Source organism: Pandoraea cepalis (assembly GCF_902459625.1).
GTDB classification, from domain to species: domain Bacteria; phylum Pseudomonadota; class Gammaproteobacteria; order Burkholderiales; family Burkholderiaceae; genus Pandoraea; species Pandoraea cepalis.
Genome location: NZ_CABPRY010000001.1, coordinates 909,442 through 922,697 on the forward strand (window position 1 = coordinate 909,442; position 13,256 = coordinate 922,697).

The following is a 13,256-nucleotide window of genomic DNA, read 5'->3' on the forward strand; positions in this document are numbered from 1 at the left end:
TCAGGCGGTGGCCGGATCGGACGGCCACCTTGCGCGCACCAGTTCGAGGAACACACGCACGGCGGACGTCATGCCGCGCCGGCTCGGGTACATGGCGTACAGCGTGGCCGGGCGCGAGCGCACGGCTTGCAGCACGGGCACCAGCGTGCCGTCATCGATGGCGTCCTGGCACAGATAGGCCGGCAACTGTGCCATGCCGGCGCCGCGCAGCGCGAGTTCGCGGATGACCAGCAGGTTATCCACGGCAATGCTCGGCTTGACAGCGATGTCGATCGGCTTGTCGTCTGCGTCGACAAACTGCCACGGCCGCGGATTTGCCAGCGTGCCCTGCGCGAGACAGGGGTAGCCACACAACTCGTCGAGGCGCGCGGGCGGACCGTCGGCTTCCAGCAACGACGGATGGGCCACGACGATCGACGCCGACGTCGCCACCGGCATGGCGATCACGTCCTCCGAGGCGAGGGGCACAACGGCCGCGCGGATGACCAGGTCCAGTCGCTCCTCGGCCAGGTCGACAAAGCGATTCGAGAGCGTCAACTGCACCTGCACGCCCGGGTGCGCGCGCGCAAACTCGGCCAGGATCGGCGCAAGCGTGGTCTCGGCGATCAGCATGGAGGTATGGAGGTGGATCACGCCCGATGGCTCCGCCACGGCGCTGCGCGTGAGGGCGCCGATCTTGTCAACGTGCGCGGCCGCCTGCCGCGCGTGCGCGAGCACCGCCTCGCCAACCGGCGTGAGGCCGAAAACTTGCCCCGACCGGTGCAGCAGTCGCACGCCGAGCGCGCGCTCGAGTGTCGCCACCCGGCGGGACAGCCGCGACTTGGCGATGCCGGTCTGCCGCTCGGCGGCGCTGAATCCGCCGGCATCGACCACGTGGGTGAAGAGCAGCAAGTCGTCGAGATGTGCACCGCTGCTCTGCAGCATGGGGGCGGATTCTCTGTAGACGGCGGAGGCCGCTCGGGGATCTGGCATAGGAGGCGACTGGGAGGCGAAGGCGCGGGGCCGCGAGATTGCGGGAAAAGCAGATGCTACTGTCCTGACGGGCGGCTGGGAAGGTCGTGATCTTCCCTTCTTCAGATTGTGGAGCAATTTCTGCTACGGGGGACCGCTATCGAGTGGCTGTTGCGAATGGCCCCCTTTTGGCCGATTTCGGACGGTCGCGACGGACCGCTTTCGACCCGTTACGGTCTGTCAACCCGATGCGACATTTAGGGCGGCTTTCAAGGTACAACGGCTGTTAATCGATTCGCGACGGTGAATTCGCAGCGACGCGGCCGCCTAGCGAGGGAGACTGCGGAAGCGCGGCTGTTTTGTGATGAGCGTGAGACGCTGCTTTAAGCTTCTATGCCCCGGGCTTCGTGAAGAATCCATTTCGCAAATGCCTGTAATGGCTCTCCACTTAACTCGATAGGCTCAGGAAGAACGAGGCAGAAGTTTTTGGTAATCGCTTTGCCGTCTGGCCAGGGCGCGACCAAACGGCCCTGTTCAAGCTCTGCCCCGATGTAAAGACGCGGCACCAATGCCACACCCAGGCCGGCTAGCGCCGCCTCGATCAGCATCGAATGGAGGTCGTAACGTGCGCCAGCCGCAGAATTGGTTAGCACGAGTCCGGCCTCCTGCGCATAACGCTGCCACGCGTCCGGATTTTGTCGTCTGTGAAGGCGAGGCAGTTCATCTAGCGATATGTTCACACCGGCGTCAGCAAGAAGCGCCGGACTACAGACCGGCACGAGCACCTCTTCCAGCAGACGATGCAGATGCATACCCGCCCACGCGGGATGCTCGAAATGAATTGCTGCGTCGAAACCGCTACCGGCAAGAATGAACGGTTCCATGCATTCGGCGATATGCACGGTGACGTTCGGATGCTTATGTTGAAAGCGTTTCAAACGAGGGATAAGCCAGCGGGTCGCAAAGGTCGGAATGGCGGCGATATCGATGCTCGCGCCGTCGATGGGCTGCCCCATCAGATACAGGCTGTCCCGTTCCAGCCGATCCAGAATCTCGCGAACCTGCACTGCGTATCGCGTGCCGTTGGGCGCAAGCCGAACCCGGTTTCCAACGCGCTCGAACAGCGTGACACCCAAAAACGCCTCCAAGCGTCCAATCTGACGACTGATGGCACCCTCGGTCAGCGCTAGCTCGTCGGCCGCGCGGGCGAAGCTGCCGTGTCGAGCCGCGGCCTCAAAAGCCAGCAGCGCGGAATTGCTTGGAATCTTACGTCGCATCGGAGTCTTGCCGGTGGGTATGCCGTGGACGTCAGCTTGATCAAACATCAATGAAGGCTGACTTTATATCGCTATATACGGGAAAAACATCAGATTAGCATTACGTTACTGCAATGAACATCAATCGTTCGCAGCAACATGCCCAGCCGTTACGAAGGACAATATGATGATCTACACCGTGGAATGCAGCTTCGCCGATCCCAACAGTGAAGCCGAATGGAACGATTTCTACAGCCTTGAAAAACTGCCCGCCCTCATTTCGGTAACCGGCTTTCACACGTCGCAGCGCTTCAAGTCGATAGGCGATGGCTGCCCGGTCTACCTGGCCGTGCACACGATTGACGGTCTCGATGTCCTGACGGGCAACGAATATCGCCGGAAAGGCGGCGGCAATTTTTCGAGGTGGCAGCAACACATTACCGACTGGCACCGAAATCTCTACAGCGATATCGGGCTTGCGCCAGCGGTCGATGCAGACGAACTCCTCGCGCTTTGTGCAAGCGGCCCCGAGCCGCTGATCCAGATGGGCCTCACACCGTTGGCGATGCAAGCCGTTGCGCTGGAGAAGTTTCCGGCACGCCGTTGGCTCGCAAAGCTGCCTAGTCGGAGCGCGCAGCTTGTCGGGAGCCTGTCTGAAGACGTCTACCTTTATTCGCCGATGACGGCGCAACTGACAAGCTCCCGAGCCGCTTCGACAGAACAGGAAAAGTAGACCCGCGATGCCCAACGTCACGTTCTATATCCCGACGGGGCAAATGCCGTCTGACGAGAAACTCGCAGAGCTTTCCCGCGACTGCGTCGAACTCTGTACGGGTGTCCTTCGAGCAGCGCTCGAAAACGTTCATGTCATCCATGTCGAGGTTCGGCACGGGCACGGGCATCCCGTCTTCGCGGAAATCCAATATCGCCTTGAAACGTTTCGCACGCCAGCCGTTATGAACCGGTTCATGGCGTCCCTCGACGACGCCATCGCGCGTTGCACGGGTGTCACGGCGCGTATCCGTTGTTTCGGTTATGCCGCGTCGGACATTCACGCCCGAAATTAGAAAGTCTTCTGGAGAAGAATTGTGTCGACCGTTACCTTTCCAAGTCAGCGAGCCGGGGATTTCACGATCACCGCAATCAGCGACGGCTACCTCACCGCGAGCCTCGACTTCCTGTCGAATATCGACCCGTCCGAGGCCTCCAGGATGCAAAGCGATGCAGCGCAGAAGGAGCCTTCCGCCGTGCATATCAACTGCTACGTGGTACGAGGAGCGGGCCGCACAATTCTTATCGACGGCGGGGCCGGAGGCATCAGGCAATGGGGCGGGCGCCTGAAAACCAATTTGTCGCTTGCCGGCGTCGAACCCGCCGAGATCGACACGATCCTGCTCACCCACGCGCATCCCGACCATGTCGGAGGACTGGTGGACACAGCCGGACACATTGCCTTTCCGAATGCGGAGCTTGTTGCTCATCAGCGAGAGGTTGCATTCTGGCAAGACGACGGCAATCTGAGCCGCGCCAGCGAGCGTGCGCGCGGTAACTTTGCGATAGCGCGTCAGGTGTTCGATGGCTACCGCGACAAGCTTCGCACTTTCGATGAAGGGGAAGTCCTTCCCGGTATTAGCGCGATGCCGCTGCCGGGACACACAGACGGACACTCCGGATATCTTCTCGAATCCCATAATCAGGGCGTCCTTGTATGGGGAGATATCGTTCATTTTCCTCATATCCAGGTTCAACGGCCCGATGTATCGATTGCGTTCGATCAAGACCCTTCCCAAGCAGCCGCCACACGATCACGGCTCCTGGACCTAGTCAGCTCGGAGGGACTTTTGATCGCCGGTATGCATTTGGGGGAACTCGGCTTCGCGCGAATAAAGCGAACGAGCGCGAGCTACGGTCTGCATTACGAGACCGAAGCATGATGCCGAGAACAGATGCGACTATGTCTGATACCACGCCGGGACTCTGCACTGGAGCAAATACGAACACTGCGAGGCCGTGACAACAGCGCTGGCCGCTTCGTGGTTTGAGGCACATTCCAACGGCACTAACAAAGCGGCCGCTTGGGCCGACGAAGGCGCATTATCTCTTTGTCACAAACGGACGGCCGCTTACAGGCTGAAGCCGACGCCTGAACGTCCGGCCGGCGACGCATCTGAACGGCGGGTTGTGGCCGATACCTGCCCGATGGAGATAGCGCTAGCCGCCCCCCGCCGGTTCTCCCGAAACCGATGGCAACGGCGGATATTGGCGGGATGCCCGATCAACGGGATGTTAAGTCAGGAAGACCTCCCTCTTCCCTCGGGCAAGTCCACGCTGGATTGTCGCTGAATCGGGTATTCCAAAATCCGTAAAAATCGTTAGTCTGTGAGGCTTCGGCGAATCAAGGATCCTCGCTGCGTGAATGCAATCATCCGGATCTCTCCATGACTGAACCTCGTTTCACATTCCTTGACCAGCACGAATGGGAAAACTGGTTGACTCAGAACGGCGGTACGTCGACCGGGATATGGTTACGTCTTGCCAAGAAGGGCGCCGGGCGGCAGACATTGACGTATGAGCAGGCGCTGGAAAGTGCCCTTTGTCATGGCTGGATCGACGGTCAGAAAAAGACCGAATGTGATGAATACTGGTTGCAACGCTTCACGCGACGTTCCGCAAAAAGTATCTGGTCCAGGCTCAACAAACAGCGGGCCGAAACGCTGATCGCCGCAGGCAGAATGCTGCCTTCTGGCTTGCGGGAAATCGAGAGAGCCAAAGCGGACGGCCGCTGGGAGGCTGCCTATGCCTCGCCCAGTAACTCGGCCGTGCCGGACGACCTGCAGGTCGCACTGGATGCCAATCCCAAGGCCAGCGAGTTCTTTGCAACACTGAGCGGCCGAAACCGCTACGCGATCCTGTTTCGGCTACAGAACGCCAAAACGCCCGCGACGCGGGGGCGCAGGATCGAGGAGTTCATCGGCATGCTGAATCGCGGTGAAACCATTCATCCCTAAGCCGGGCAGTTCAACATCCAAACAAAGTTGCCGGACGATGCCGCGCAGGGTGGGCAACCCGCTGCGCGCGCCACGCTGCGGCGCTGGCGAGCGTCGAACAATACTGGTGGGAGCCGCCCAGACGTCGGTCCAGCCATAGGCGTTATCGAACGGCTCTCACCGTTGTGCCGTTGCCCGGAGCGGCCGTCTCATCCATAGCAAACACCCCACTCCCCTCCAACGTGTTAAAATCTTTGACTGATCAAACATTGATCCGTCAAAAAATGGCTCCCAGTCCCAATACCCCGCATTCGGCGGGGCAGGTATTGCCGTTCCGGCAATCGATCGTGGCGATGCTTGGCCTGTGCTTCTGTACGATGATGGTGGCGCTCGACCAGACAGTGGTCGGTACCGCGCTGCCGACCATCGTCTCTGAACTCAAGGGTTTCGAGTACTACGCCTGGGTCGCCACCTCGTATCTCCTGACCTCCGTCATCACCGTGCCGATCTTCGGACGCCTCGGCGACTTCTACGGACGCAAGCCCTTCGTCGTTGCGGCCATCATCATCTTCACCGCCGCATCGGTCCTGTGCGGCGCCTCGAACAGCATGTTGTTCCTCGTCATCGCGCGCGCTCTGCAAGGTATCGGCGGCGGCATGCTCGTCGGCACCGCGTTCGCCTGCATCCCCGAGCTGTTCCCCGATCCCCACGTGCGCCTGCGCTGGCAAGTCATGCTCAGCTCCGCCTTCGGGATCGCCAACGCCATCGGGCCCTCGCTCGGCGGTTTCCTCACCGAAGCCTACGGCTGGCGCTCGGTGTTCTACGTCAACCTGCCGGTGGGACTGCTCGGACTGTGGTTTGTCGGCCGTCACCTGCCGCACATGCGCGCCGGCGGGCACGGTAAGGCGAGCCTCGACTGGCTCGGCGCCATCCTGATCACCGCCACGCTCGGTAGCCTGCAAATGCTCGTCGAATGGCTGCCCGCCGATGGCCTCTCGCGCGGCGTGCTCATGCTGCTCGTCTTGTTGGCGATCTCGTCGTATGCGCTTTACTGGTGGGAGCGACGCACGTCGCATCCGATCGTGCCGTTCGAAATGTTCCGCGACAAGAAACTCGCGCCGCTCTTCGTGCTGTCGGCCTTCGCCGGCTTCACCATGTTCGGGGTGCTGTTCTACGCGCCGTTGCTGCTCCAGGGCGGCTTCGGCCTCTCGCCGCGCGAAACCGGTCTGCTGATCACGCCGATGGTCGTGTGTATCACCGTCGGCAGCATCGTGAACGGCCGCCTCATCACCCGTCTGCCGAACCCGAACGTGATGCTTTACGGCGGCTTCTTTCTGCTCGCGCTCGCCTGCGCCGGCGTGATCACCACGCATCGCGGCACGCCGCATGCCCTGATCGCCACCTACATGCTGTTCGCCGGACTGGGCCTCGGTTTCGTCATGCCGAACCTCACCGTCTTCGCCCAGGAAGTTGCCGGGCCCGCGCACCTGGGCATCGCCACCGCGCTCATGCAATCGCTGCGCATGATCGGGGGGATGCTCGGCACGGCCATCGTCGGTACGCTCGTGAACCACAGCTACACCGGTCGCGTGACGGATGCCCTCGCCGCCAACGGTGGCACGCATTGGGTGCCGCAACTCGCCGATCCGCAGATCCTCGTCAATGCGCAATCGCAAAGCGATTTCCTGAGCGCGCTCGCACCCCTGGGGCAGAACGGCGCGCTCTTCATCGAATCGGCTCGCACGTCGCTCGTTGCCGCCATCCACAACGGGCAAATGATGTCGCTCGCGGCAGCGCTCGCCGGTCTGTGGTTCGTCAAGCGCGTGCCGCTCATTCGTCTGACGCGCGGCGCAAAGCCGCAGCCGCCCGTCGGGGAGTGATGCGATGCCCACACCACAGAAACGCAATGTCATCCAGCAACTCAGCCTGACCTATCGCGCCATGATGGCCGCCTTCGACGCTCAGGTCGGACACCCGCTGCCGCGCTGGCGAATCATTCTCGCGCTGGCCGAGCGTGGTACCTGTTCGCAGAAGTTTCTCGCGGAACATTGCCGTCTCGATCCGGCGTCACTCACGCGTCAGTTGAAGGCGATGGAAGCGCTCGGCTGGCTGTCTCGCGCAACCGATCCGCATGACAACCGCCTCACGAACGTCACGCTCACCGCCGCAGGCACGGCCGTGTACGACGAGGCGACGCCGCGCCGCCAGGCGTTCTTCGACGATGCGCTCGAAGGCATGACGCCCGCCGAGATCGCAACGCTGGAAAGCGCGCTCGGCCATCTGGAAGCGCAGTTCAAGTCGGTGGCGTCGCGAGCGAAAGCGACCGATACGGACGCCAAGTCGAGTGGCGAGGCGGCGCGACCCGCGCACGTCGAGACGCCGACGCCGGCGTTAGCCACGTCACCCGGCAAACGCGCGTCGCGCAGTCGAGCGTAGGCGCCTCGTCGCGACGCGCCATTGCGCACATCGCGACCGTGTCGGACGTAAAAAAGCCGCCCATCGTGAGCAGCATCCCAACGGTTGGATTCGCGTCCAACCTCGCGGGGCAGTTCACATCGGGCGGCGTTGTCGTTGTAGCGCGCGCAACAGCGGCTGAAGCGACACGCGTTGCGTTGTCGATGCGCGATCAGAAGAACGTCTGCACGATGTCGACGACGTTGTAATCGCTGTCGATCACCGGCAAATGACGCCATTTGTCGAACGTGAGGCACGGATGCGAGATGTCGAACGCGATCATGTCGCCCACGCGGATGTCGTCGCCCGGAGCGATGCGCAGATACGCGTGCTGATCCATCATGCCCGTGACTTCCCAGTGCGCCGGCGTCGCCGTCGGTGTCTTGCTCTCGCCCGGACGGAACTGCAGCGCCGGTTCCGGCATGCCGGCATCGAATGCCGCGTCGCGCTTGCCTAGCGCGATGATCGCGCGCTCCGGCTCGGGAATCGATTGCACATACGCCCAGAGTTGCAGCGCCGGTTGCAGTTGCGAGCGCATCTGCTTCGCGATGGGATTGCGCGTGGCGATTTGTGCCTGCGCGGCCTTGTAGATGCCGACGTCGTGCGTGAGATAGCAGCCCGGGCGTAACACGACGTCGAGCGGCGCGCCCACGTCCTTGTGCGCGAACTCGTCCGCGACGACGTCGTACCACGCCGAACCTGCACCCGAGAGTACCGCCGGCGTGCGCTCGATACGACCCGCCGCCACCAGTTCGCGCGTGATGCTAACCGCGCGTTGCAGGAACGCACGAATGTCCGCTTCGGTGCTCAGCACCCCCTCGTAGACTTCCACACCCGCGAGCTTGACCGCGTCGTGATACTGCGCCAGAGCGTCGAGCACGGCCTGCTGCTGCGCGGCGTCGCGCACCCCGGTGCGGCCGCCCGTCACGCCCAGTTCGATGAGCACCTGGATCGACTGACCGCGCGCACGGAAGAACTTGCCCAGATGCTCCACCGCGGCGGCGGAGTCCACCAGGCAGAAGAATTCGAAATCGGGATCCGTCAGCAAATCGGCGATCAGCCCCATGTTGCGCTTGCCGACGAGTTGGTTCGCCATGAGCACGCGTCGCACGCCGTGATGATAGGCGGCGTGGGTCTGCTGCGCCGTGGCGAGCGTGATACCCCACGCGCCACCCTCGAGCTGACGGCGGAACAGCTTGGGTGCCATCGTCGTCTTGCCATGCGGGGCGAGCTTCACGCCGTACTCATGCACGAAACGCTGCATCCACGCGAGGTTGTGACGGATCTTGTCCTCATAGAGCACTGCCGTCGGCAGGCTCAGGTCTTCGTCCAGCAAATTCCATCCCAGTCCGGCCGTCGCGGACGGGGCGAGCGGGACTTCCATCGCCCCCAGACCCTTGTTGAGAGTATCGATCATGCCGTGCTGATAGTTTGTATCATTCATTGAGAATCATCTCCGTGACGATGCGGGTGGGGCCGCTGGATGCCTCCTATAATAGCTTTTAATTCCCTGTGTTTGACAATTTTGTTATAAAGTACCAAAAAAGTTGCCAACCTATCAGCAAGGCACCCCGGCATAGCGTCGTGGGGGCCGCATGGACCCGAGAGATGCCCGAAACCTTCGATATCGTGACGCGCGTTGCCGAGCGCGCCGACGCGCTGAGCCAGGCGGAGCGCAAGGTCGCGCAGGTGGTGCTGGACGATGTTGCGGGCGCGGCAGCGGTGTCGATCAACGTGCTGGCCGAGCGCGCGGGCGTGAGCGAGGCGAGCGTGACGCGTTTCGCCAAGGCGATGGGCTGCCGCGACGTACGCGATCTCAAGCTGCGTCTGGCGCAAGCGGCCGTCGTCGGACAGCGTTTTTTCGGCGCGAACGCGGCGAGCGGGCCCGACGGCTCGACGGAAACCATCGACCGCATTGCCGACGATATCCAGACCACGTTGCAGTTGCATCGCAGCCTCATCAAGCCGGACACCGCGCGTTGCGCGGCGGCCCGGCTGTTGTCGGCGCGCATGGTGTACGCGTTCGGAATGGGCGGCGGCTCGTCGCTCATGGCCGATGAGGCGCGTTACCGGCTTGTGCGGCTGGGACGCCCGGTCGCGAGCTATCAGGACGCCGTGCTCGCCCGCATGGTCGCCAGCACGCTCGGGCGCGACGACGTGGTACTCGCCTTCTCCGTGAGCGGCCACACGCCTGAGCTGGTCTCGGCCTGCGAGATCGCCCGCGAGTACGGCGCCCAGGTGGTGGCGATCACGGCGACCGGCTCGCCGCTCGCGGCGCTGGCCGACGAGGTGCTGCCGATCCGTGCCCTGGAAACGGATTTCATTTTCAAGCCGTCGTCGTCGCGCTACGCGATGCTGCTGGCGATGGACGTGCTGGCCACGGAACTGGCGTTGCTCGCCAAGCCGCAGAGCCAAGCGCTGCTGCGGCGGATCAAATACGTACTCGATACGCATCGGGGCGGCGGCGATCGCCAGCCCCTGGGAGACTGACATGACTGACTGCCTCGCGAACCGAACGGTCGACACCCTCATCACCAACGTGCGTCTGGCGGACGGCTCCGGCGCGCCCATGACCGACGCGCGCTTTGACGTCGCGCTGCGCGACGGCCGCATCCATACGATCGCCCCCGCCGGCGCACTTGCGGGCTGGCACGCGGCGCAACAGATTCGTGGCGACGGCCAGGTGTTGAGTCCGGGGTTCATCGACGTGCATACACACGACGACACGAACGTCGTCCGCACGCCGGACATGACGCCGAAGCTCTCGCAGGGCGTGACGACGGTCGTGGTCGGCAACTGCGGCATCAGCGCGGCGCCGGTCACGCTCAAGGGCGATCCGCCCGATCCGATGAACCTGCTGGGCGACGCCGACGCGTTCCAGTATCCGACGTTCGCCGCCTATGTCGAAGCGCTCGAAGCCGCGCAGCCCGCGATCAACGTGGCGGCGCTGATAGGACACACGGCGCTGCGCAGCAACCATATGGACCGGTTCGACCGGCCCGCGACCGAGGCTGAAATCGAAGGCATGCGCGCGCAACTGCGCGAAGCGCTCGAGCATGGCGCATTGGGGTTGTCGACGGGGCTGGCCTACGCGAACGCGAATGCCGCGCCGACCGAGGAAGTGCTCGCGCTCGCCGAGCCGCTGGCCGCGGCGGGCGGTCTCTACGCAACGCACCTGCGCACGGAGTTCGCCGAGATTCTCGAAGCGCTTGATGAAGCCTTCCGCATTGGCCGTCACGCCCGCGTGCCGGTCGTCGTCTCGCACCTGAAGTGCGCGGGCGTCGATAACTGGGGACGCAGCCAGGAGATTCTCGACGCGCTCGATCAAGCGCGGCGCTTCCAGCCGGTCGGCTGCGACTGCTATCCGTACACGGCCAGTTCGTCGACGCTCGACCTCAAGCAGGTGACGGACGACTTCGACATTCTGGTGACCTGGTCGCAACCGCATCCGGATCAGGGCGGCAAGTTGCTCGCGACGATCGCGGCCGACTGGGGCGTCGATCTGTGGGAGGCAGCGCGGCGTCTGCAACCGGCGGGCGCGGTGTATCACTGCATGGAAGAGGACGACGTGCGACGCATTCTGCAGCATCCGGCGACCGTGGTGGGCTCGGACGGGCTGCCGAACGATCCGTTGCCGCATCCGCGTCTGTGGGGCGCCTTCCCGCGCGTGCTCGGTCGCTACAGCCGCGAGCAGCAACTGTTCCCGCTGGCCGAGGCCGTCCACAAGATGACGGGCCTCTCCGCCGAGCGCTTCGGTCTGACGGACCGGGGGCTGGTGCGCGAAGGCTATTGGGCCGATCTGGTGCTGTTCGATCCGGCCACCGTGGCCGATGCCGCGACCTTCACCGATCCCATGCAGCCTGCGTACGGCATTGCGGCGGTATGGGTCAACGGCGTGCTGGCGTGGCAGGATCGCGCGCCTACGCAGAATGCACGAGCCGGACGCTTTGTGCGTCGCGGCACGCCGCAGCCGGTGCTTTGAACAAGTGAAAGTGAAACCGTTTTGTCGAAAGGAGCAATGATGAGTATCAAACGATATGGCGTGGAAGGCGGGCAGGGCACGGGCGGGCAGCGCATGCCGTTCGCACGCGCGACCGAAGCCGACGGCTTCCTGTTCGTCTCGGGCCAGACGCCGATGAAAGACGGCGAAGTGATCGATGGCGGCATCGTTGCCCAGTCGCATCAGGCCATCCGGAACATGTTGGCGATTCTCACCGAAGCCGGTTACGGCACCGAGCATGTCATGCGCATTGGCGTGTGGCTCGACGATCCGCGCGACTTCGCGTCGTTCAACAAGGTGTTCAAGGAGTACTTCGGCGATCATCCGCCCGCGCGTGCCTGCGTGGTGTCGAGCATGGTGATCGACTGCAAGGTGGAAGTGGACTGCGTGGCGTACAAGAAGCCTGCCGCGTAAGCAACGAAGGATCGACGGACCGACCGGCCGCGACATGCGGGCCATGCATTGACGGACACTTCGGTACCCGTTTCACAAAGTTTACGGTTTGACTTCGATGGCGGGCGGCGTCGAGTGCGCGCAGTCTTCAATCTCCCAACCCAAGAGGAGGTGGACTGTGACATTAGGACCAATTTCCGGAAGCGCGCCGACGATGCAAGCACCGCGGCAGGACGTCGACGCGGTCGATGTGCTGCAGGCCGCGATCGACTTTCCGTCAACGCCAGATGACGTGCGTTCGCGGTCTCAAAGCGCGAGCCACGTCAACACGGCAGGATTTACCAGTGGCCTCGCGGGGCTGGCAACGCTCGTCTTCGGATTGGCGGGACTCGCGGCCGCCGTCTACGTCTGCGTCGAGGCCAGTAAGCCGGTCGGTAGCGCCTCTCGCGATACCGGGGTCGGACAGCTCGGATATGGCTTCGGTGGAACGGTGGGCGCCCTGGCGGGCATGCTGGTGACGTATGGTATCGGTCAGGTGTGCTATGCGGCGGCGAAGCATCGTGACGCTCGGGAAGAGCGGTTGGAGCTGAGCGAACAGGCGCGATTCGAGTCGACCATGGGAGGACGCCTCGCGTGAGCACGTTCGAGATTCCCCAGGGCAATCGACCATCGTCGCAGCATATCGCCAAGGAGATCGACGAGGCGCTGGCGGTGGTGCGCGACGCGCAAAAGCAGCAGGCGGCGATGGGCATGCCGAGTCCCGGCGCGTGGGACGCGATGCAGTGCGATGCCGCGTATCGCTGCGGCTATGGGGCTTACGAGCGTGGCGACTACGCGCAGGCGATCGAGTGCTTCGCACCGCTGTTGTCGGCATGCCCGCTCGAAGCCGACTATGCGGTGGCGCTGGCGCTCTCGGTGCAACGGCTTGGTGAACCCAAGGCGGCGCTGTCGCTGTTCATGGCGGCAGCGTTGTTGGACGAGGTGTCGCCCGGCCCGATGTATCGCGTTGGCGAGTGCCTGATCGAGTTACGCCAGTTCGACGCGGCCTATCGCGCCATGAAGGAAACGCTGCACCGCTGCGGCGGTCGACCCCAGTATGCCAACGTGGGCAACGCGGCCCGTCGGATGATGGCCCGCGTGAGCTTCATGCGCTGACTCCCCTCCAGATGTGCGCGGATTGGCGACGGGCCTCATCAGCCCGTCGCTTTTTTTCGC

The 13,256-nt window shown here is 63.3% G+C and carries 14 protein-coding genes; 11 read left to right on the top strand and 3 right to left on the bottom strand.

Annotation, left to right across the window (positions count from 1 at the left end; genetic code table 11):
- Together PCE31107_RS04140 and PCE31107_RS04145 are read right to left on the bottom strand one after the other, a co-directional pair.
- Positions 1–924 (bottom strand): LysR family transcriptional regulator, encoded by a 924-nt coding sequence (locus tag PCE31107_RS04140; RefSeq protein WP_246181703.1) that lies wholly within the window; start codon positions 922–924, stop codon positions 1–3.
- A gap of 410 nt (positions 925–1,334) precedes the next feature.
- Positions 1,335–2,228, bottom strand: a complete 894-nt coding sequence (locus PCE31107_RS04145) for a LysR substrate-binding domain-containing protein (RefSeq protein WP_150606916.1) — start codon at positions 2,226–2,228, stop codon at positions 1,335–1,337.
- Positions 2,229–2,394: 166 nt separating this feature from the next.
- Here PCE31107_RS04145 and PCE31107_RS04150 point away from each other — a divergent pair, with 166 nt between their 5' ends.
- From PCE31107_RS04150 to PCE31107_RS04175, 6 genes are all read left to right on the top strand, one after another.
- Positions 2,395–2,940, top strand: coding sequence for a sugar ABC transporter (locus PCE31107_RS04150; RefSeq protein ID WP_150606918.1), 546 nt, complete (start codon positions 2,395–2,397; stop codon positions 2,938–2,940).
- Between the two features lie 7 nt (positions 2,941–2,947).
- Positions 2,948–3,274, top strand: a complete 327-nt coding sequence (locus tag PCE31107_RS23595; protein ID WP_150606662.1) for a hypothetical protein — start codon at positions 2,948–2,950, stop codon at positions 3,272–3,274.
- Positions 3,275–3,295: 21 nt separating this feature from the next.
- Positions 3,296–4,141, top strand: coding sequence for an MBL fold metallo-hydrolase (locus PCE31107_RS04160; protein WP_150606664.1), 846 nt, complete (start codon positions 3,296–3,298; stop codon positions 4,139–4,141).
- A gap of 504 nt (positions 4,142–4,645) precedes the next feature.
- A complete protein-coding gene (locus PCE31107_RS04165) occupies positions 4,646–5,215 on the top strand; it encodes a YdeI/OmpD-associated family protein (protein WP_150606666.1) in 570 nt (189 codons plus the stop codon).
- A 263-nt stretch (positions 5,216–5,478) separates the two neighbouring features.
- A complete protein-coding gene (locus PCE31107_RS04170) occupies positions 5,479–7,074 on the top strand; it encodes an MDR family MFS transporter (protein ID WP_150606668.1) in 1,596 nt (531 codons plus the stop codon).
- Positions 7,075–7,078: 4 nt separating this feature from the next.
- The gene (locus PCE31107_RS04175) at positions 7,079–7,630 is read left to right on the top strand and encodes a MarR family winged helix-turn-helix transcriptional regulator (RefSeq protein ID WP_150606670.1); all 552 of its coding nucleotides are present in this window, start codon (positions 7,079–7,081) and stop codon (positions 7,628–7,630) included.
- 190 nt (positions 7,631–7,820) lie between these two features.
- On the opposite strand, the gene PCE31107_RS04180 is transcribed toward PCE31107_RS04175, so the two are convergent.
- A complete protein-coding gene (locus tag PCE31107_RS04180; RefSeq protein WP_150606672.1) occupies positions 7,821–9,092 on the bottom strand; it encodes an amino acid deaminase in 1,272 nt (423 codons plus the stop codon).
- A gap of 164 nt (positions 9,093–9,256) precedes the next feature.
- Between PCE31107_RS04180 and PCE31107_RS04185 the strand changes: the two genes are divergently transcribed.
- The 5 genes from PCE31107_RS04185 (at position 9,257) to PCE31107_RS04205 (ending at position 13,196) form a co-directional block, all read left to right on the top strand.
- Positions 9,257–10,138, top strand: a complete 882-nt coding sequence (locus PCE31107_RS04185; protein WP_150606674.1) for a MurR/RpiR family transcriptional regulator — start codon at positions 9,257–9,259, stop codon at positions 10,136–10,138.
- 1 nt (position 10,139) lies between these two features.
- A complete protein-coding gene (locus PCE31107_RS04190; protein WP_150606676.1) occupies positions 10,140–11,630 on the top strand; it encodes an N-acyl-D-amino-acid deacylase family protein in 1,491 nt (496 codons plus the stop codon).
- A 45-nt stretch (positions 11,631–11,675) separates the two neighbouring features.
- Positions 11,676–12,062: a RidA family protein gene (locus PCE31107_RS04195; protein WP_150588797.1), complete on the top strand. Its 387-nt coding sequence runs from the start codon at positions 11,676–11,678 to the stop codon at positions 12,060–12,062.
- Positions 12,063–12,255: 193 nt separating this feature from the next.
- Positions 12,256–12,678 (top strand): hypothetical protein, encoded by a 423-nt coding sequence (locus PCE31107_RS04200; RefSeq protein ID WP_150606678.1) that lies wholly within the window; start codon positions 12,256–12,258, stop codon positions 12,676–12,678.
- The gene (locus tag PCE31107_RS04205) at positions 12,675–13,196 is read left to right on the top strand and encodes a hypothetical protein (protein ID WP_150606680.1); all 522 of its coding nucleotides are present in this window, start codon (positions 12,675–12,677) and stop codon (positions 13,194–13,196) included. Before PCE31107_RS04200 ends, PCE31107_RS04205 begins: the two co-directional genes overlap by 4 nt.
- Positions 13,197–13,256: the final 60 nt, after the last annotated feature.